The organism is Devosia sp. Leaf64 (genome assembly GCF_001421945.1).
Lineage (GTDB): Bacteria > Pseudomonadota > Alphaproteobacteria > Rhizobiales > Devosiaceae > Devosia.
In genome coordinates, this window is sequence record NZ_LMLO01000018.1 from 245270 (window position 1) to 264303 (window position 19034).

Below are 19034 nucleotides of genomic sequence, written 5' to 3' on the forward strand. Positions count from 1 at the left end.
CAACGGGGCCTTTTCATTTCTGGGTCCAGTGGCTCAAGACACGTTCTGCTGGATTTACTCGTGGATCCTCCGGCGTTCCCTGCTCCATCACTGTCCGTATCCGAGCAAAACCATCCACCTGCTTGGGCGCAATGTCCGGTGCGTCCAGCAGTTGTCGGACGGCGGACGTAAGTGCCTCGCCATCGGGCTCCAGCTGTAGAATCTCCGGCACCAAAGCCTGGTCCAGAATGGCATTCGGGAGCGCGGCAAACTTCACTTTATATTTGAACCAGCGTTTGGCCTGCCCTTTGTCGGCGACATAAGTCGTGACCATCGGTACGCCAGCCAAAGCCAATTCCAGTGTGACGGTGCCAGTAACAGCGACTGCCGCAACTGCCTCTGCCATCGCTGACGCCTTCGGCCCTTCGCCTGTGATGACGTCCACCGGCACAGGCCAGTCGGAGACAAGCCGTTTGAGCGAATGTTCCAGACGACGCGGCGTTGGAATCATGAAGCCTGTCACACGAGGATGCTTGGCGAGTGCGATCGCCGTTTCCTTCATCAAGGGCAAATGGCGTCGCAGCTCTCCGTCGCGGCTGCCGGGCAGCAAAAGCACCGGGCCCGTCGCTGGAATGTCCGTACGAAAGTTCAGTGCGTGCGTCGCTGGATGACCAATATAGTGCGTTTCCGGGCCATGAGCAGTTCGCATGAACGCAGGCTCGAAGGGCAGCACCGCCATGACCTCGCGGAAACGCGGCTTTAGCTCCTGCGCCCGCTCAGGCTTCCAGGCCCACACTGCCGGCGCGACGCAGAGCAAGATTGGAATATCGGGAGCGGCTTTGTAGACCTGCTTGGCCACAATCGCCGAGAAGACCTGAGCATCGACAAAGACAACGACGTCAGGACGTTGGCGAATGATGGTCTTTGCGACCTGACGTGCCCGCCACAAGAGCTTCGGCAATCTCGGAAGAACGTCGGCCCAGCCCATCACCGAGAGCTCGTTCATATCGAAGAGCGACTGAAGGCCTTCGTCAGCGAGAGCTTCTCCACCCACGCCTGTCAAGTTTACCGCTGTCGTCTCTCGCAAGCGCTGCACGAGATTGGCGGCAATTCTGTCGCCGGAAGGCTCACCAGCCAGGATGAACAGGTTCAACGGTTTCGACAGACTCGGCGTGCCGACGGGCGCGGACAATTATTCTTCTTCCGCTTCCGCACGCGGCAAGCAAAGCGGCCTATCTTTCACGGAGGCAATGAAAGAGACGACGTCCTGGACCAGCTTGGCATCCTTGAACATGCCAGCTGCGTCATCGACGCGCTCGCGCAAAGTGCCTTCGCTCGAGAAGATCATGCGGTAAGCCGCACGCAGTCGATGCAATTCTTCGCGGTCGAAACCAGCGCGCTTGAGGCCGACCAGATTAAGGCCGGCCAAACGCGCACGATTTCCAATGGCCATGCCATAGGGAATGACATCGCCATCGACCATGCTGTGGGCACCGACAAAAGCGTGGTCGCCGATGCGAACGAACTGATGAACACCGCACATGCCGCCGAAACGAACATTGTTGCCGATGACCGAATGGCCCGCGAGACCGACGTAATTGGCCAGAACGACATTGTTGCCGACGAGCACATCGTGGGCGACGTGCGAGCACGCCATGAGCAGGCAGTCGTCGCCGATCTTCGTCAGCATGCCGCCGCCTTCAGTGCCGGGATTGATCGTCACCGATTCCCGGATCGTGCAGCGCGCGCCGATTTCGACCCGCGACAGCTCGCCATGAAATTTCAGATCCTGCGGCTGATGGCCGACGGAGGCAAAGGGGAAAACTTTCGTGTCCGCACCGATGGTCGTACGGCCTTCGATCACGGCGTGCGAGATCAGTTCTACGCCATCGCCCAGAACGACATTTTCGCCCACGATGCTGTAAGGGCCGATTTTGACGCCGGCTCCCAACTGCGCCCCGCTGGCAACAATCGCTGTCGGGTGGACAACGGTGTCGCTCACGAGTTTGCCTCGGAGATCATCGCTGTGATCTCGGCTTCAGCCACAACCTTGCCGTTGACCTTCGCTTCGGCACGATAACGGCCGACGTTGCGGCGACGCTGGATCTTGCTGACATGGTATTCGAGGGTATCGCCGGGCCCCGCAGGATGACGGAAACGCGCCTTGTCGACGCCGAGCAGCATGACGATGCTCTTCTTATCATCGCGAGAATCGTGACGGATCGCAATCGCGCCGCAGACCTGCGCCATGCCCTCGATGATCAGCACCCCGGGGAAAATCGGACTACCGGGGAAATGCCCCTGGAAAGCAGGCTCGTTGACCGTGACGTTCTTGATACCGATAGCCGAGTCGTCGCCATCGATTTCGATGATCTTGTCGATCATCAGCATCGGATACCGATGAGGCAACGTGCTGAGGATATCCATGATGGTCATGGCGTCGAGTTCGGTATTGCTCACCGGTTCAGTCATCCCCGCTTATCCCCCTTGGAAATTTTACGTAAAGCGGCCAACTCCCGCCAAAAGTCTTTTGCATCCTGGGCCGGCGCGCCGGCCAGTTTGGAGCCAGCGGGCCAATCCTTCGTCACAGCCGCGCGGCCATAAACGACGCTTCCCGCGCCAATGCGCAAGTGTCCGGAGGTGCCAACGCCACCACCGAGCAGCACACCATCCTCAACGACCGTCGAGCCCGACAGGCCGCTCATCGCAGCAATAAGGCAACTGCGCCCAATACGGCAGTTGTGCCCAATCTGAACTAGATTATCGATCTTGGTACCTTCACCGATGACTGTATCGCCCAGAGCGCCGCGATCAATCGTGCTATTGGCACCGATCTCGACGCGATCTTGGACGATGACACGGCCAAGCTGGGGAATCTTGCGATTGCCCTGACCATGATCGAGCCAGCCAAAGCCCTCAGTCCCGACACGAACGCCAGAATGCAGAACCACATCGTTGCCGAGGTGAGCGCAATCGATCGTGCAATTTGCAGCGATGACGCTGTTCCGGCCAATGGTTACGCCAGGACCAATCACCGTATTGGCGCCGATCACCGTGCCCCGGCCAATCTCGACACCATTCCCGACGACGACATTCGACCCTATGGTCACATCGCGTTCAAAGATCGGCGCTCCGAGATCGTCACGACCGCCAGCGATGACCGAGCGAGTGCTCGATGGATAGAGACGATCCAGGATTTGCGCGAAGAGGATATGAGCCTTCGGCGTTACGATGACCTGCGTATGCGAAGGAGCCTTTTCGCGAAGAACCGGGTGAACGATGGCGAAGCCTGCGGACGTCCGCGCCAGGTCTTCGGTGTAGGATGCGTGCGCCGCGAGGACGAGCTCATCGGCCGCGGCGAGTTCAAGCTCGGAAACACCGCCAACGATACCGTTTGCGTTGGTCAGGTCCGCAGCAAGCTCGGGAAAACCCAGCTCTGTGAGCAATGCCCCAATAGAAACCGGGCCGGCAAAGCGGTGAAATCGTGTATCGACCATCAGATCACTTCAAAAGAAAAAGCCGCGGGAGTTACCGCCCCGCGGCTTGATGACTTCTTTCACGTTGCTCGGACTAGAGCAAGGTCTGAAGCGTGATCTGGAACACCTGCGTACGATCCGCGGTGGACTTGTTGAAGACGTGGGAAACGTCGCCACGGAGAGGACCAAACGGTGAGTCCCAAATGAGCGATGCACCAACCGAAGTCCGGAGCGGCGTATCCTGGCTTGCCGGATCAAGGGTACCAGTACCCTGCCCTGGCAGACCATCGATCCAGGCCGCATCTGCCCAGAGCGCGCCGGTCAGACCATAGCTTTCAGGCAGAGCCGGGATCGGGAATTCGATCTCAGCGGAAGCCGCGGCATACATGGTCGCGCCAAGATATTCGCCGGTTGTCAGACGAGGACCAACGCCACGGCCTTCGAAACCGCGGATGAGGTTTGGACCCGGCATGAAGGCTTCGACCGCATGGACCGAACCACCGTCCATGCTGTTGACCACGCCGGCCTGACCACGAACGCTGGCAATGATGCCGCTATCATCGAGCAGTGGCACGAAGTAACGGGCGCGAGCCTCGCTCTTCAGCAGGTTATGATCCCAGCCAATATACTGCTGGCTAAAGGTCGCGTAGAGACCTTTTGTCGGATCCTTGGTGTCATCAAGGCCATTCCAGGTCAGCGTATAGCCGATGAATGCCTTGTTGAATTCCTGACCATTTTCGACGAGGGACGACTTGAACTGCGGATTGTCCTTCTCGTCAGTGATCGTCTTGCGTTCGTAACCACCATACAGCGACGCGGTGAGCGCGCTCGTGATCGGAACGCCGAAGCGAAGCTGACCGCCCGTCGACTGCGAACCGTAGAAGGTCGTCGTCGTTTCGTCGGAAATGCGGTGATACGCATCGACGCCAGCAGACACCTTGAGGCCCATGAAACGGGGCTCGGTGAAGGAGAAGTCGAACGTACGGCCGGACTGGGTCGCGCCGATTGCAGCACGCAGATACTGACCGCGACCGAGGAAGTTACGCTCGGTAAGCGAGACTTCGCCGAGGATACCGTCGCTGGTGGAATAGCCGGCGCTGGCGCCGTATTCGCCCGTAGAGGTTTCCGTAACGTTGATGTTGAGAACAACCTTATCCGCCGAAGAGCCAGGGGCCGTCGTCACTTCAACTGCGGAGAAGTAGCCGAGATCCTGGATGGCTTCGCGGCCACGCACAACCATGGAACGGTTGAAAGGGTCGCCTTCACCAAATTCCAGTTCGCGACGAATAACGAAGTCGCGGGTCTTGGTGTTGCCGGTGATGTTGACGCGCTCGACATAGATGCGCGCGCCTTCATCGACGAGGTAGGTCACGTTGAAGGTGCCGGTGGCAACATCACGATCGAGACGAGCCCGGACGTCGGCGAAGGAGTAACCCTGGGTCGCCGCTTCGTAGGACATGTCCTCGATAGTCTTCTGCAGGTTCGTCGCAGAATACTGCGCACCCTGCCCCGTCTGCACAGACGAGCGAAGCACTTCGGTGTTCAGACCGTTGATGCTGGTTTCAATACCAATATTGCCGAACTCGTAGCGCTGGCCTTCATTGATCGTGAAATTGATGAAGTACGCATTGCGCGCCGCTTCGTATTCAGCGACCGCATTGACCTGCGCATCGGGATAGCCACGATTTGCATAATACTGACGAACGCGCTCACGATCGACGGCAAGCTTGCGCTCGTCATACGTGTCGTCGCGGAGCAGCCAGCTGAGAATGCCAGTTTCCTTGGTCAGCATGGCGCCCTTGAGGTTGCCGCTGCTGATCGCATTGTTGCCAGTGAAGTTGATCGCAGCGATGCCCGCGCGCTCACCTTCATTGACCTGGAAGATAACACGGACGCGCCCATCGGCAGTCGCTTCAGTGCGCGACGACACCGTCACACCGAGGAAACCATCGCGATCATAGGCCTGACGGATGCTCTCGACGTCGGCCGCAACGCGCTGCTGGGTGTAGATACCGGAGGCAGACACATCGACCATCGCCAGCAACTGGGTATCAGAGAAGCGACGGTTGCCCTCGAACAACACCGAGCCGACCAACTGCTCCTGAGCCTGCGCAATGGCAACGCCCAGAACTGGCACCCCGGCTCCGACCATCGGGCTCGCGCCCATAATGGCGATCACCGAAACGGCGCCACGCATCAGCTTGGTGGGGTTAATCATATTGTTATTGCCTTCTGCGACCTGCCCGGAGAATCGTCAAACGCCGCTCCCCCAAGCCACTCCATTGAAGTGTTTTACTGTTTTTTTAACCACGGACAAGCGGGAAGCCGGGACGCGGTTAGCAATTCATTGGCGCGCTTGTATTCGTGCAACACCTTGCGAACCAAGGTTAACAAAGGGTTAGCGCAAAATCCCGAAATGGTCGAAGACCGTATCATTGAAGAGTGTAAAGACCATCAATGCCAGAACCAGCGCGAACCCAAAGCGGAAACCAATCTCCTGCACGCGCATGCTAAGAGGCCGTCCCCGAATTGCCTCGATCAGATAGTACATGAGATGCCCGCCGTCGAGCATGGGAATTGGCAAAAGATTGAATATACCAATGTTGAGTGAGAGGAGCGCCATGAGGTTGATCAGAGCGATCACCCCAAGGGTCGCGACTTCGCCCGACACTTTGGCCACCTTGACCGGGCCGCTGAGCTGCTGGACATCACCGCGCCCAACGAAGAAATCGCCCAAGAACGCGGCCGTGCGCTGCACGATGAACCGAATTTCCTCGACTGTCATGCCGATCGCTTCGACCGGTCCCGGCTTATAAAGCTCGATATCGCCTTGCGACGTTTCTCGACTAACCCCGATGCGGCCGATTCTCTGGTCGTTACCGAAGCGGTCCTGAATGACCACCGGCTCGGGCGTGAGGTCGATGGTTCGATTCGTATCGCCGCGCTGAATTTCGATGACCACTTGGCGAGCTGGACTCGTCGCAACGTAGCGCTGGAAATCCTCAAAGCCACGAACGACATAACCGTCTACCGACAGGATTCGATCTCCCGGCTCGAAACCGGCTGATTGCGCTACCGAGTCAGGCAAAACCTCGCCGATGACTGCCGGGACGCTATAGCGACCATAGCCAAGCAGCAGTGCATAAAGGATCAGGAAGGTCAGCAGCACATTCGCGATCGGACCCGCCGCAACGATGGAAATACGCTGCCAGACGTTTTTGTTGACGAACAGCCGCGGCGCGATCGCGGGGTCCTGCAATTCCGGTGCATCGGGATCGGGCATGCTGGAGGCATTCATATCGCCGGCGAAGCGGACGTAGCCGCCCAAGGGCACGGCCGAGAGCTTCCAGCGGGTTCCGTGTTTGTCGGTCCAGCCAAACAGCTCGCGGCCAAAGCCGATCGAGAAGGCCTGGATGGCGACACCATTCCAGCGCGCGACAAGGTAATGGCCCATTTCGTGGACGAAGACGATGACGGTTAGAACCGCGAGAAATGGAATGACGTAGGACAAGAGCCAAGTCACGGATTCGAACATCGTCATTCCTCAAAATGGGCCGACCGGCCCCTGGTTCTCACCAGTAAAGCAGACCTTGGGCTACCGCGCCAAATCCGCCATGTGCCGCACCCACGATTAAAACAAGCACAAGACCAAGCGTCAGGCTATCAAGCCGGTCCATCAGGCCACCGTGGCCTGGAATGATATCGCCGCTGTCCTTGATCCGGAAATGCCGCTTCACAGCGCTTTCGCAGAGATCGCCGAGCTGACCGACAATGCTGATGGCAATGGAAAGGAGAAGCCCGATCCACCAAGGCGAATCCGTGATCAGCGTCCAGACGATCAGGCCTGCGGCAGTTCCTAGGGCCAAGCCGCCAAGCGCACCAGACCAGGTTTTGGACGGAGAAATACCCGGCGCAAGCTTCTCGCCGCCGATCTGACGGCCAGTGAAGAAAGCCGCCGAGTCAGTCATCCACACCACGGTCCCTAGATAAACCCCCGCCCAGATGCCATCCATTGTGGCCCCGCGCATGAGGACCGCGGATAAAATCAGCAAGCCAAATAGCGCAAGACCACCGATGCGCCAGCTTGCGAGTTCTCGGCCCATAAAAACTGCAACGACGCAGGCAATCGCAATAGTGGCCACAAGACCGATGATGCCAAGCCAGGGGAAAACCAGACCGGAAAGCCCGACGAGACCAATAAGCGCAAAGCCGCCGGGCGTGAGCGGAGCGCGGGACACCATGGTTTCCCATTCCCGATAAACGCCCGCATAGACCGCACCGACAACGCCAGAAAAGAAATAGCTGCCGAGATAAAGCGCGGTCACCGTCAGCAGGATCAGAACCGCAGCAGAAGCCAGACGAGGTCCCACATCAGCCCAATTGCGGCTTGGGCGTGATGTCTGCTGTGGTGACGGCTCTTGAGGCTCCATCAGCTCCCGCCTGCCCCTAGGCCGCCATAACGACGGTCACGCATGGCATAGGTTTCGAGGACGCGCACAAAGCTCGTCTCATCGAAATCGGGCCAGTTTTCAGGAACGAATACCAATTCCGAATAGGCAGATTGCCAGAGAAGGAAATTGGACAGACGCTGCTCGCCACTGGTCCTGATGATGATATCGGGATCCGGAATTTCGCGCGTGTAGAGGGCGCGAGAAATAGTCGCCTCGTCGATGCTGGCCGGATCAATCTTGCCGGCGACGGCATCGGCGACCAACGAGCGTACGGCATCCGTGATCTCAGCGCGCGCGCCATAATTGAACGCGACCACCAGGACGAGGCCGGTATTGTTCGCGGTTTTGGCCTCCACCTCGTCTATCAAACGAATCAACGAGGGCTCGAGCCCTTTGCGCGCGCCAATGATCTTTATGCGGACATTGTTGCGGATCAGGCGCTGCAGATCCGACACTACGAACCGGCGGAGAAGACCAAAAATGAAGGAGACTTCGTCAGCCGGCCGGGCCCAGTTTTCAGATGAAAAACTGAATACCGTCAGATAACTGACGCCGAACTTGATGCAATATTCGACGACATTGCGGAGCGATTGAACGCCCTGCACATGACCCTCGGTGCGCCGCTTTCCCTTGGCTTTGGCCCAGCGGCCATTGCCATCCATGATGACGCCCAGATGGACTGGAATGCGCAAGCCCGGCCCTGAGGCCGGGTCAATTTTCGCAGCGTTCTCGCTTGCCATAAACGCCCCTCCCGGTGGCGCCTACACGCAGATCTTAGACCTGCATGATTTCCTGTTCTTTGGACGCGACGATCACATCGATTTCCTTGACGGCATCGTCGGTCGCCTTCTGAACCAAATCCGACTGCTTCTTAGCATCGTCCTGGCTCATGTCGCTGTCCTTCTCCGCCTTTTTCAAGGCGTCCATCCCATCGCGGCGAATGTGGCGCACCGCGACACGAGCCTGCTCGGCATAAGTATGCGCGACCTTTGCAAGTTCCTTGCGGCGCTGTTCGTTCAACTCAGGCAATGGAACGCGGATAACCTGGCCCTCGCCCATCGGATTCAGGCCAAGACCGCTGTCACGAATGGCCTTTTCGACGGCATTGGCGAGACCACGATCCCAAACCTGAACCGAGAGCATGCGGGGCTCAGGAACGGTAACGGTCGCGACCTGATTGAGCGGCGTACGCGAACCATAGGCATCAACCGTGACAGGCTCGAGCAAGCTGGCGCTGGCGCGACCGGTACGCAGGCCAGACAGTTCGTCCTTGAGCGAGGCGATCGACTTCTGCATACGGTTCTTGATGTCGTTGAGATCATAGGCCATGGCCGAGGTCCTTCCAGTCACTTGGCGCAGCCAGCTTGGGCGCGCTTCTTTTAATTTCAAAACACCTGAAGGTGCCAGACGGCCCTGCCCTAAGCCGCGCCGCCAACGCGCGTGGAAAGGCCTTCGCCCTTGAGAACGCCGGAGAGGCCCGCCGCATCATCGAGGGAATATACAATAATCGGCATCTGGCTGTCGCGGGCAAGCGCAAATGCAGCCGTGTCCATGACTTTCAGGTTCCGCGAAATGACTTCATCATAGCTGATATGGGAATATCGGACCGCGTCAGGGTTCTTCTTCGGATCATCGGAATAGACGCCATCGACCTTTGTGCCCTTGAGGACGACGTCGCATTCGAGCTCGATGGCACGCAAAGTGGCGGCGGTATCTGTGGTGAAGAACGGGTTGCCTGTGCCGCCGCCAAGGACGACAACGAAACCCTCTTCCAGGGCCTGCTTGGCATCACGTGCGGTGAAGGTGTCGGCAACCGATGGCATGGTCGCAGCGCTGAAGGGCTTGGATTTAACCCCTTGACGCGAAATGGCGTTCGAGAGCGCTAGAGCGTTGATCATGGTTCCGAGCATGCCCATGAGATCGGCCGTCACGCGATCGGTGCCGTCGGCAGCGCCGGCCATACCGCGGAAAATGTTACCGCCACCGACGACGATGGCGACCTGGGTTCCGGCTTGTGCGACTTGAGCAATCTGACGGGCAACGGCCTGGAGAAATGGCGGTTCGATGCCGAAGGAGTTGTCCCCCGCCAGCGCCTCGCCCGACACTTTGAGCAGAATGCGCTTATAAGCCGACGCCATGGGAGACCTCACGTTAAAGAGCTGCGGGCTCGCGATTCCGCAAGGCCCATGAGACACTAGGGCATAATTGCCGCAAGCTGAAGGCCGAGCCACGCAGGAAGTAGATGCAAAACTTACGGAGCTCGATCCGCATCATCGGAGAGCGAAGGACGGGCCATTGCTGGCCCGTCCAAATCATCAGGCCTTTACGCCTGCGGTCGCTGCAACTTCGGCAGCAAAGTCGGTCTCGACCTTTTCAATGCCTTCGCCAAGAGCGTAGCGCACGAACTTGGTCAGCTTGATGGGCGCACCAGCGTCCTTCTCGGCATTCTTGATCGCGTCGGCAACCTTGGTCTCGCCGTCGATCACGAAGGTCTGCGCGAGGAGCGTGACTTCTTCGTAGTACTTGCGGAGACGGCCATCGACCATCTTCTCGGCGATGTCGGCGGGCTTGCCCGATTCCTTGACCTGCTCAAGAATGATGGCGCGTTCGCGAGCCACAACGTCCTGATCCAGTTCGCTTGCATCGATTGCCAGCGGATTGGTCGCTGCGATGTGCATGGCAAGCTGCTTGCCCAGAGCCGACAGAGCAGCCTTGTCGCCGGTCGATTCGAGAGCGACCAGAATGCCGATCTTGCCCAGGCCAGCCTTGACGGCGTTGTGGACATAGCTTTCCACCACGCCATCGGTAACCGAAACGGTCACAGTGCGACGCAGGTTCATGTTTTCGCCGATCTTGGCGATCGCTTCGGTCAGCTCTGCCTTGACCGAGTGACCAGCGCCGGGGAACGGCATTTCGCCGAGCTTGGCGACATCGCCGTCAGCGTCGAGAGCGAGCTTGGCGATCGAGCCAACGATGTTCTGGAACTGCTCGTTGCGGGCAACGAAGTCGGTTTCCGAGTTGACTTCGACGACGGCAGCCTTGGTGCCGGAGGTCGCAACGCCAACCAGACCTTCGGCAGCGACGCGATCAGCCTTCTTGGCAGCCTTGGCAAGGCCACGGGTGCGCAGCCAATCAACGGCAGCTTCCATGTCGCCATTGGTTTCGGCCAGAGCCTTCTTGCAGTCCATCATCCCGACGCCGGTCGAGTCGCGGAGCTGCTTAACCAGTGCAGCAGTGATTTCCATGGGTTCACCTTTCGGCGGCCCCAGACCGGGGCCGCATAGTTTCGTTCAAACGATTCCGGACATACCGGACTTAGTTGACAGCTGCGCCTTCGGCCGGAAGATCTTCTGCCGGAGCTTCCGAGGAAGCGCCGAGATCAGCACCGAGCGAGCTGGACGAACGGCCGATACCGTCGAGGGCAGCGCGCGAGATCAGCGAAACATAAAGTTCGAGAGCGCGGCTGGCGTCATCATTGCCCGGGATCGCGTAGTCAACGATATCCGGATCGCAATTGGTGTCGACGATGGCAACGACCGGGATACCCAGACGGCGGGCTTCCTTGATCGCGTTGGCTTCCTTGTTGGTGTCGATCACGAACAGGAGCGAGGGAACATTGCCCATGTCCTTGATGCCGCCGAGGTCGCGCTCAAGACGCTCCTGCTCGCGGGACATCATCAGGCGCTCTTTCTTGGTACGGAGAGCCAGATCGTCTTCGCTCATCGATTCCAGTTCGCGCAGACGCGAGATGGAGTTCGAGATCGTCTGCCAGTTGGTCAGTGTGCCGCCGAGCCAACGCGAATTGACGTAGTACTGAGCAGACTGCTTGGCAGCTTCAGCAACGAGCGGAGCGGCCTGGCGCTTGGTGCCGACGAAGAGCACGCGGCCGCCATCGGCGACGGTGTCGGAAACGAGCTGCAGCGCGCGGCTGAGGGCCGGCACGGTCTGCGACAGGTCGAGAATGTGGATGTCGTTGCGAACGCCGAAAATGAAGCGTTCCATCTTCGGGTTCCAGCGGTGCTTCTGGTGGCCGAAGTGCACGCCGGCTTCGAGAAGCTGGCGCATGGAGAATTCTGGCAGAGCCATGTGATATATCCTTTACCGGTTAATACCTCCACGAAGCGAGTGCGACGGTTGCCCGCCACCGGATGGCGTTCCCTATTAGGAAGGCCTGCTTCGTGTGTGAGATCGCGCCTGACAAACCGCCGGACGCGTGGGCGATATAAGCGAACTCGCCCCTGAGCGCAACCCGCCTCGCCTTCCGAGACGACGAACACTCACATGATCGTCAGCGAACCATCGTCCGACTCGGTTGTTAACCAATCATAGACCCGCGCGTCGACGTGGGGACAAGGGTGAAAGCCCCGAGTGGAGGAGGATGAGTTCAGGCTCGCCTCCTCCGCGTTTATTCGTCACTAGGCATTCGTCTAATCTGCCGAGCACACATCGCGCTAATTGAACCGCACGTCCGTTATGCCTTCGAGCGCCTTGATGCCACCGGCGACTTCAGCGCTGACGGCGTATTTTCCGGGGAGTTCGATTTCGTATTCCTTGGCGCCGGCGTCGCGAATGACGACGAGACTGACGGTACCGTTACCGCCGCGTTTGAGCTGGGCGCCGACAGATGGAAGCGCCTTGGCATCAGCGGCGAAAATGGTGAGCTGACGATCAATGCTTTCCGCCGCGCCTTCGATGGGTTTTGCCCCATTGAGCATAAGGCTGATGCCTTCGGCGCGCTCTTGGGCGCCAACTTCAAGGATTACCGAGTTGCCCGGCTGTAGAATCGCTCCGAACTGGCTGATCTGTTCGGAAAAGGCGATGCACTCAAAAGTGCCGCTCTGATCCGAAAGGGTCAGGATCATCATCGGCGTGCCCTTACGCGTTCGCCTGTCGTTACGCGATGAGATGGTACCGGCAAGGCGTCCAGCGGAAGCACCATCTTTTACGGCGCGCTCGAAATCACCCCAGCGCTGAACGCGCAGCCGTTCGAAGAGATCGGCATAGGCATCGAGCGGGTGGGCCGAAAGGTGAAAGCCGATGGCCGATAGTTCGCGATCGGCGCGCTCAGTGGACGTCCAGGCGGGCACGCCTGTCGGCAACCGGAATGTTTCGGGTTCGCTCGAGGCAAACATGTTCCATTGGCCTTCGTTGCGCTCGGACGTCAGCGCCTGGGCAGTCCCCATGATCTGCTCGATGGCGGCAAAAGCGATCTCACGACGCGGCGCGAGCCCGTCAAAGGCCCCTGCACTAACGAGCGTTTCGAGTGTGCGCTTGTTTATCGCCTTGGGATCGACGCGGCGGGCGAAGTCCCCGAGATCCTTGAACGGATTGTCGCCGCGGACCTCGACGATATGCTCGGCGACTGCGCGGCCGACGCCTTTGACAGCCGAGAGCCCATAATGGATGCGATCATCCTTCACCGAGAAGACGACCTCGGAAGCGTTGACGCAAGGGGCGACGACTTCGATCTTCTTCTTGCCAGCCTCGCGGCGGAAGTCGGAGAGTTTATCTGTCTGGGCCATATCGAGCGTCATCGAGGCCGCATAGAATTCATGCGGATAATGCTGCTTGAGATAGGCGGTCTGATAGGACACCCAGGCATAGGCGGCGGCGTGGCTCTTGTTGAAGCCATAGTTCGCGAACTTGGCCAGAAGATCGAAAATCTGGTCGGCCAAGGCTTCGCCGACGCCTTGCGGGCCGGACCCCTCGCGGAAGCGAATCCGCTGGTTATCCATCTCTGCCTTGATCTTCTTGCCCATGGCGCGGCGAAGCATGTCGGCTTCGCCCAGGGAGTAGCCCGACAGGAGCTGGGCGATCTGCATCACCTGTTCCTGATAGACGATGATCCCATAGGTCTCGTCGAGCACTTCGCTGATCTTGGGATGAGGATAAGCCACCTCTTCCCTGCCGTGCTTACGGTCGATGAAGCTTGGGATATTGTCCATCGGACCCGGCCGATAGAGCGCGTTCATGGCGATGAGATCTTCGATGCGGTCGGGCTTGAGATCCATCAGGGCACGCCGCATGCCGCCACTTTCGAACTGGAAGATGCCGTAGGTGTCGCCCCGGGCATAGAGATTGTAGGTTTCGGCGTCATCGATCGGGATCGCATCGATATCGAGATCGACGCCGCGCTTGCGGACCATTTCGACAGCGTATTGGATCGTGGTCAGGGTCTTGAGACCCAGGAAGTCGAACTTGACCAGACCCGCCGGCTCAACCCACTTCATATTATACTGCGTCACCGGCATATCGGAACGCGGATCGCGATAAAGTGGGACGATGTCTTGTAGCGGCCGATCACCGATCACGATACCGGCGGCGTGAGTCGAGGCGTGCCGATATAGACCTTCAAGCGATTTCGCGATTTCGACAAGCTGGCCGACGGCCTCATCTTCCTCGGCCATCTGCTTGAACTGCGGCACCTCGTTCATGGTGCGCTCGACAGTCCAGGGATCGGCAGGATTAGCCGGCACCATTTTGCAGATGCGATCCACCTGGCCATAGGGCATCTGCAGAACGCGACCGACGTCGCGCAGCACGGCGCGCGCCTGGAGCGAACCGAAGGTGATGATCTGGGCGACCTGTTCGACGCCATATTTCTTCTGCACGTATTCGATGACTTCCTCGCGCCGGTCCTGGCAGAAGTCGATATCGAAGTCGGGCATCGACACGCGTTCCGGATTGAGGAAGCGTTCGAAGAGAAGATTGTAGCGGAGAGGGTCAAGGTCAGTGATCGTCGTCGCATAAGCGACGAGGGAACCTGCACCGGAACCACGGCCGGGACCGACCGGAATGCCCTGCGCCTTGGCCCATTGGATGAAGTCGGCGACGATGAGGAAGTAGCCGGGGAATTTCATCTTCTCGATGACGTTCAGCTCGAAATCGAGCCGATCGCGATATTCTTCCTCGGTCTTGCCGGGGCCAGGGCCGTGGGCGGCAAGACGTTTGTCGAGGCCGGTGATCGCCATATCGCGCAAGGCATTGGCTTCTGCGGCAACGACTTCATCTTCGGTCGCATGCGATCCGGCAGCGAATTTTGGGAGAATCGGTCCACGGGTGCGCGGCCGATAGGCGATGCGCTTGGCAATCTCGATGGTTGAATCGACCGCCTCGGGGAGATCCGAGAACAGCTCGATCATCTCCGCGCGGGTCTTGAAGTAATATTGGTCGTTGAGCTTGCGACGTTCGGTCTGGGCAAGGACTGAGCTGCCAGCAATGGCGAGAAGCGCGTCATGCGCTTCGTATTCTTTGGCGGTCTTGAAGAATGGCTCGTTGGTTGCGACGAGCGGAATGCCCTTGCGATAGGCATAGTCGACAAGACGCGGCTCGACATTGGCCTCTTGCGCCCGGCCGTGGCGCTGCAATTCGATATAGAGACGATCGCCGAACAGATCGGCGAGACGATCGAGCCGGCGCAGTGCATTTGCGTCCTGGCCATGAGCGAAGGGCATGTCGATGGCGCCTTCGGGGCCACCGGTCAGGCAGATCATGCCAGTGAGCGATTCTTGGGTCAGCCAGTCGAGCTTGGCGCGGGCCAAACCATTTTCGCCCTGCATATAGGCGCGCGAAACGAGGCGGGAGAGATTGGCAAAGCCCTCTTCGGACTGGGCCATCATCACGACGCTGGATTTGCCAGTCCAGGCAACATGTCCACGCTCACTGATGCGCTCTTCGGCGGCAGCAAAATCGATGGCCAACTCGACGCCGATCAGCGGCTGGATTCCCTTTTTCGTCGCCTTCTCGGAAAATTCGAGGGCGCCGAAAAGATTGGCCGTATCAGCCAGACCGAGCGCCGGCTGATTGTCGGCCGCTGCAAGTTTGAGAATCGCCTCAAGCTGGACTGCTCCTTCGAGGAGCGAGAAAGCCGAGTGAACGTGTAGGTGGATAAAGCCGGGGCCGCGCATATTGGTCTCCTCAGAAAAGTCTGAGCCAATGGACGGCCGAGGTCAAATCACCCTGCCCCCAATCCACAGGCATCAGCCCAGATGCGTCAGCAGGTCCATCCAGGTCAGCGACCCGATGGTGAAGGCTCCGAGGGTCACGAAGGCGGCGAAGTCCTTGAGGAAATCAATCATCTCTAGCTCCCGTGTTGCTATAATGTTCTTATATGTTCGGTTTTCGTTCCGGTCTAGTGAGATGATCGGGGAAAGCGGGGACAGGGTTAACGCGTTAGGGATTCATTAGAGGAAACTCGGCGGGACGCGTGATGCATCCGCTGGAATCAGCGCACGACAAAGCACCGGCCAGCCTGTGGCTTCCGGATGGGTGAACGGACCTCGGAGCGGCATTCGCCTCGAAGGGTTTTTAATAGAGTGAAGCGGATGCCGCTCCGAGGCGCCATTTTTTCGGATAGGCGCAGGACGCCGATCGATCGCTCGTCGAAAGGCGTTCAGCACCCAAACGCACGACTGGAGACGATCCATCGCGATTGGCCCTCCCACTACTGTCGTCTGCAGACCGTCCGTGCGGGATTGGAGGGACAGGATAAGCGAAAGAAAATGGCCGGGGATAAACGGGATAAGTGCGGATCTGGAGACCCGCAGCGCGCTTTCGACTACTTGCTGTAGACTGTCGCGGGATCAAAAAGCCTCGGCAGTCCCGTATCTATAAGGCTCACCGTATCGCCCGATGTCTCAATCTGACGATAAAAGCAGCTCTTGCGGCCTGTGTGGCAAGCGGCGCCCCGGCCGGTTTGGCGGACGGTCATGACAAGGCAATCCTGATCGCAATCGGTGCGGAGGTCCACGACCTCCTGCAACTCGCCTGAGGTTTCGCCCTTCTTCCAGATCGATTGGCGCGACCGCGACCAATAGTGGGCGATGCCGGTCTCAAGAGTGAGGCCGAGTGTCTCGGCGTTCATATGGGCGACCATGAGGACGTCCTTCGAGCCGTCTTCCACAGTGACGACCGTGATCAGACCATGGGCATCAAAGCGCGGGGCGAAGGTTGAACCCTCTTCCAACTCATCATGGGTCAGCGTCTTGGGGTCGGCAAAGGAGATCATTCAGGTCACCCGATATGTTGTGCGAGGCTCTAGCGCGCATCCAATTCGATTACCACTGCCGAAAACTGGCAGTTCGGCAGCCTAGTGTTTTTGGCGAACGGAGATGGATCATGACGAAATACTGGATTGCAGTGGCTTCGGCCGAACATGCGCGGCGTGGCAAAGCCGGGTTCATGCAGGTCAACCATGGGAAGAAGACGCCACTGCAGCGGATCCGTGCCGGAGATGGCGTGACCTACTACTCGCCCGCTGAAACTATCCGTGGCAAGGATCGCCTGCAGAGTTTCACGACCATCGGCAGTGTACGGGACGAGGAGCTCTATCAGGGCGAGATGGGCGGCGACTTCACGCCCTGGCGGCGCAATGTCGATTATGCGGATGCTATCGAAGCGCCAATCGCGCCTTTGCTGGACACGCTTGATTTCACGCGTGGCAACCGCAACTGGGGGTACCAGATGCGGCTGGGGCTATTCGAGATTTCGGAGCACGATTTCCGCGCCATCGCCGGAGCGATGCACGCGGACGTTTGAGTGGGAGCTTCGCCCTGTTGCCGGATCAGCGGCTGATCATGGCGAAGAAGCGGTCCTGCTCGATGCGATCTTCGGCGAAGACACCGGTGAACCGATGGGTGATCGTCTTGACGTCGTGAGCCCGGACGCCGCGCATGGTCATGCACATATGCTCGGCTTCGAGCATGACGGCGGCGCCGCGCGGACCAAGATTTTCGTTGATCGCGTCGATGATCTGCGCCGTCATCGTCTCTTGCGTCTGGAGGCGACGCGCGAACACTTCCACGAGACGTGCGAGCTTGGAGAGGCCAACGACGCCATCATGGGGCAGATAAGCGATGTGCGCCTTGCCGTAGAACGGCACCATGTGGTGCTCGCAATGGGCATAGAACGGAATATCGCGCACCAGCACGATGTCGTCGTAACCGCCCACTTCACGGAACGTCTTCGCAAGGACGGCCTTGGGATCTTGTCCATAGCCGCCGAAAAGCTCGCCATAGGCTTTGGCGACGCGCGCTGGCGTCTCGAGTAGGCCTTCGCGAGTCGGGTCATCGCCGGCCCAAGCGATCAGGGTGCGCACAGCCGCTTCGGCTTCTTCGCGCGTGGGGCGCGGGATTGCCGTCGAAGAAGTGGGTGCTGGGAAAACAGGATTGACGGACGCGTCCACGGAATGACTCCTAACTGGCAATCGCCCTGATTACGCTGGCGCCGGGCAGTTGGACCACACGGGCATATGAAACCCTGGCAGTCCTCGCCGGAGCCTCTATATAGAAGGCGTACAAGACGGGAACAAGAAGCCAGTTTTTCCAATGGCGCTTATTGAGCTCTATTCAGACAAGATTCTCGACATCGCCGGCAACGCGCCGCAGCCGGGACGGCTGGCCGCGCCGCAGGCTTCGGCGCGGAAAGTAAGCCGCGTTTGCGGATCACTGATCGACGTGGATATCGTCGTAACCGACGGGATCATCTCGGCCTATGGGCATGAGGTATCAGCATGTGCCCTGGGACAGACCTCGGCGGCGATCGTGGCGCGGGAAATCGTCGGCACGCCGGTCGAGACCTTTTTGGCGGTAAGCCAGCAGATGCGCGATATGCTCAAGGGCGAGGGCCAGACGCCGGACGGAAAGTGGTCGGACCTGGGCTATCTCGAAGCAGTCCGCGAGTATCCGGCGCGGCATGCATCAACACTGCTGGTGTTTGAAGCAGTGGCTGATGCGTTGAAGAAAATTGATACCGATCAACGCGCTGCAGCGGAAATTTGATGCAACGCGTGATCGATATGTTCTGGCGCGTCATCGATTTGCCGTTCAAATTTGCGGCCATTCTCCTGATCACCATATATCGCTACACGCTCTCCGCTTTTGCAGGGCGTACCTGCCGGCACTTGCCGACGTGTTCGGAATATACGCGGGATGCCATATGGCACTTCGGCTTTTGGCCCGGTGGGTGGATGGGGCTTTCTCGTTTTGTGCGCTGCCGTCCGGGTGGAACGCACGGCTACGATCCGTTGCCTGAAGCTATCCCGGTCGAGGCGAAGTGGTATGCGCCTTGGAGCTATGGGCGATGGAAGTAGGCCGCTGCAACTAGCAGTTGGCCCCCAAGTGTTTGAAGT

Annotated in this window: 18 protein-coding genes; 3 read left to right on the forward strand and 15 right to left on the reverse strand. The window is 59.1% G+C overall.

What is annotated here, in order from left to right:
• Positions 1–13: 13 nt before the first annotated feature.
• The 14 genes from ASE94_RS10345 to hisI all read right to left on the reverse strand — a co-directional run bounded on the left by ASE94_RS10345 (position 14) and on the right by hisI (position 16913).
• A complete protein-coding gene (locus ASE94_RS10345; protein ID WP_062630328.1) occupies positions 14–1171 on the reverse strand; it encodes a hypothetical protein in 1158 nt (385 codons plus the stop codon).
• Entirely contained in the window at positions 1172–1981 is an 810-nt protein-coding gene (gene lpxA, locus ASE94_RS10350) for an acyl-ACP--UDP-N-acetylglucosamine O-acyltransferase (RefSeq protein WP_061911431.1), read from the reverse strand.
• Positions 1978–2451: a 3-hydroxyacyl-ACP dehydratase FabZ gene (gene fabZ / locus ASE94_RS10355; protein WP_062630329.1), complete on the reverse strand. Its 474-nt coding sequence runs from the start codon at positions 2449–2451 to the stop codon at positions 1978–1980. Before fabZ ends, lpxA begins: the two co-directional genes overlap by 4 nt.
• Positions 2448–3476: a UDP-3-O-(3-hydroxymyristoyl)glucosamine N-acyltransferase gene (lpxD, locus tag ASE94_RS10360; protein WP_062630330.1), complete on the reverse strand. Its 1029-nt coding sequence runs from the start codon at positions 3474–3476 to the stop codon at positions 2448–2450. The genes fabZ and lpxD overlap by 4 nt, the downstream gene beginning before the upstream one ends.
• 73 nt (positions 3477–3549) lie before the next feature.
• The gene (gene bamA / locus ASE94_RS10365) at positions 3550–5673 is read right to left on the reverse strand and encodes an outer membrane protein assembly factor BamA (RefSeq protein ID WP_062630331.1); all 2124 of its coding nucleotides are present in this window, start codon (positions 5671–5673) and stop codon (positions 3550–3552) included.
• Between the two features lie 180 nt (positions 5674–5853).
• Positions 5854–6990 carry an RIP metalloprotease RseP gene (gene rseP, locus ASE94_RS10370; protein ID WP_244484018.1) on the reverse strand — a complete coding sequence of 379 codons (1137 nt, stop codon included), beginning with the start codon at positions 6988–6990 and terminating at the stop codon, positions 5854–5856.
• Positions 6991–7027: 37 nt separating this feature from the next.
• Positions 7028–7825, reverse strand: coding sequence for a phosphatidate cytidylyltransferase (locus tag ASE94_RS10375; protein ID WP_062630332.1), 798 nt, complete (start codon positions 7823–7825; stop codon positions 7028–7030).
• A gap of 59 nt (positions 7826–7884) precedes the next feature.
• Positions 7885–8646: an isoprenyl transferase gene (locus tag ASE94_RS10380; RefSeq protein WP_062630333.1), complete on the reverse strand. Its 762-nt coding sequence runs from the start codon at positions 8644–8646 to the stop codon at positions 7885–7887.
• Positions 8647–8680: 34 nt separating this feature from the next.
• Positions 8681–9235: a ribosome recycling factor gene (gene frr, locus ASE94_RS10385; protein ID WP_061911417.1), complete on the reverse strand. Its 555-nt coding sequence runs from the start codon at positions 9233–9235 to the stop codon at positions 8681–8683.
• Between the two features lie 89 nt (positions 9236–9324).
• On the reverse strand, positions 9325–10044 hold the full coding sequence (pyrH, locus tag ASE94_RS10390; protein WP_061911416.1) for a UMP kinase: 720 nt from the start codon (positions 10042–10044) through the stop codon (positions 9325–9327).
• A gap of 177 nt (positions 10045–10221) precedes the next feature.
• The gene (gene tsf / locus ASE94_RS10395) at positions 10222–11151 is read right to left on the reverse strand and encodes a translation elongation factor Ts (RefSeq protein WP_061911413.1); all 930 of its coding nucleotides are present in this window, start codon (positions 11149–11151) and stop codon (positions 10222–10224) included.
• Positions 11152–11221: 70 nt separating this feature from the next.
• Positions 11222–11992: a 30S ribosomal protein S2 gene (gene rpsB, locus ASE94_RS10400; protein ID WP_061911412.1), complete on the reverse strand. Its 771-nt coding sequence runs from the start codon at positions 11990–11992 to the stop codon at positions 11222–11224.
• Positions 11993–12357: 365 nt separating this feature from the next.
• Positions 12358–15813, reverse strand: coding sequence for a DNA polymerase III subunit alpha (dnaE, locus tag ASE94_RS10405; RefSeq protein ID WP_062630334.1), 3456 nt, complete (start codon positions 15811–15813; stop codon positions 12358–12360).
• Between the two features lie 650 nt (positions 15814–16463).
• The gene (gene hisI / locus ASE94_RS10410) at positions 16464–16913 is read right to left on the reverse strand and encodes a phosphoribosyl-AMP cyclohydrolase (protein ID WP_062630335.1); all 450 of its coding nucleotides are present in this window, start codon (positions 16911–16913) and stop codon (positions 16464–16466) included.
• A gap of 110 nt (positions 16914–17023) precedes the next feature.
• On the opposite strand from hisI, the gene ASE94_RS10415 reads away from it, so the two are divergent.
• Complete coding sequence (locus ASE94_RS10415; RefSeq protein ID WP_062630336.1) at positions 17024–17443, forward strand: EVE domain-containing protein; 420 nt, start codon at positions 17024–17026, stop codon at positions 17441–17443.
• Positions 17444–17468: 25 nt separating this feature from the next.
• On the opposite strand, the gene folE is transcribed toward ASE94_RS10415, so the two are convergent.
• The gene (gene folE, locus ASE94_RS10420; RefSeq protein ID WP_062630337.1) at positions 17469–18089 is read right to left on the reverse strand and encodes a GTP cyclohydrolase I FolE; all 621 of its coding nucleotides are present in this window, start codon (positions 18087–18089) and stop codon (positions 17469–17471) included.
• 142 nt (positions 18090–18231) lie between these two features.
• Here folE and ASE94_RS10425 point away from each other — a divergent pair, with 142 nt between their 5' ends.
• Both ASE94_RS10425 and yidD read left to right on the forward strand, forming a co-directional pair.
• The gene (locus ASE94_RS10425; RefSeq protein WP_062630338.1) at positions 18232–18684 is read left to right on the forward strand and encodes an iron-sulfur cluster assembly scaffold protein; all 453 of its coding nucleotides are present in this window, start codon (positions 18232–18234) and stop codon (positions 18682–18684) included.
• Positions 18684–18995, forward strand: coding sequence for a membrane protein insertion efficiency factor YidD (yidD, locus tag ASE94_RS10430; protein ID WP_062630339.1), 312 nt, complete (start codon positions 18684–18686; stop codon positions 18993–18995). Before ASE94_RS10425 ends, yidD begins: the two co-directional genes overlap by 1 nt.
• Positions 18996–19034: the final 39 nt, after the last annotated feature.

Bases quoted from the DNA above. Each gene is read 5' to 3' on its own strand.
- fabZ (WP_062630329.1), bottom strand. From the start codon at position 2,451: ATGACTGAACCGGTGAGCAATACCGAACTCGACGCCATGACCATCATG.
- lpxD (WP_062630330.1), bottom strand. From the start codon at position 3,476: ATGGTCGATACACGATTTCACCGCTTTGCCGGCCCGGTTTCTATTGGG.
- bamA (WP_062630331.1), bottom strand. From the start codon at position 5,673: ATGATTAACCCCACCAAGCTGATGCGTGGCGCCGTTTCGGTGATCGCC.
- rseP (WP_244484018.1), bottom strand. From the start codon at position 6,990: ATGTTCGAATCCGTGACTTGGCTCTTGTCCTACGTCATTCCATTTCTC.
- ASE94_RS10380 (WP_062630333.1), bottom strand. From the start codon at position 8,646: ATGGCAAGCGAGAACGCTGCGAAAATTGACCCGGCCTCAGGGCCGGGC.
- frr (WP_061911417.1), bottom strand. From the start codon at position 9,235: ATGGCCTATGATCTCAACGACATCAAGAACCGTATGCAGAAGTCGATC.
- pyrH (WP_061911416.1), bottom strand. From the start codon at position 10,044: ATGGCGTCGGCTTATAAGCGCATTCTGCTCAAAGTGTCGGGCGAGGCG.
- tsf (WP_061911413.1), bottom strand. From the start codon at position 11,151: ATGGAAATCACTGCTGCACTGGTTAAGCAGCTCCGCGACTCGACCGGC.
- rpsB (WP_061911412.1), bottom strand. From the start codon at position 11,992: ATGGCTCTGCCAGAATTCTCCATGCGCCAGCTTCTCGAAGCCGGCGTG.
- dnaE (WP_062630334.1), bottom strand. From the start codon at position 15,813: ATGCGCGGCCCCGGCTTTATCCACCTACACGTTCACTCGGCTTTCTCG.
- hisI (WP_062630335.1), bottom strand. From the start codon at position 16,913: ATGATCTCCTTTGCCGACCCCAAGACGCTGACCCATGATGAGTTGGAA.
- ASE94_RS10415 (WP_062630336.1), top strand. From the start codon at position 17,024: ATGACGAAATACTGGATTGCAGTGGCTTCGGCCGAACATGCGCGGCGT.
- ASE94_RS10425 (WP_062630338.1), top strand. From the start codon at position 18,232: ATGGCGCTTATTGAGCTCTATTCAGACAAGATTCTCGACATCGCCGGC.
- yidD (WP_062630339.1), top strand. From the start codon at position 18,684: ATGCAACGCGTGATCGATATGTTCTGGCGCGTCATCGATTTGCCGTTC.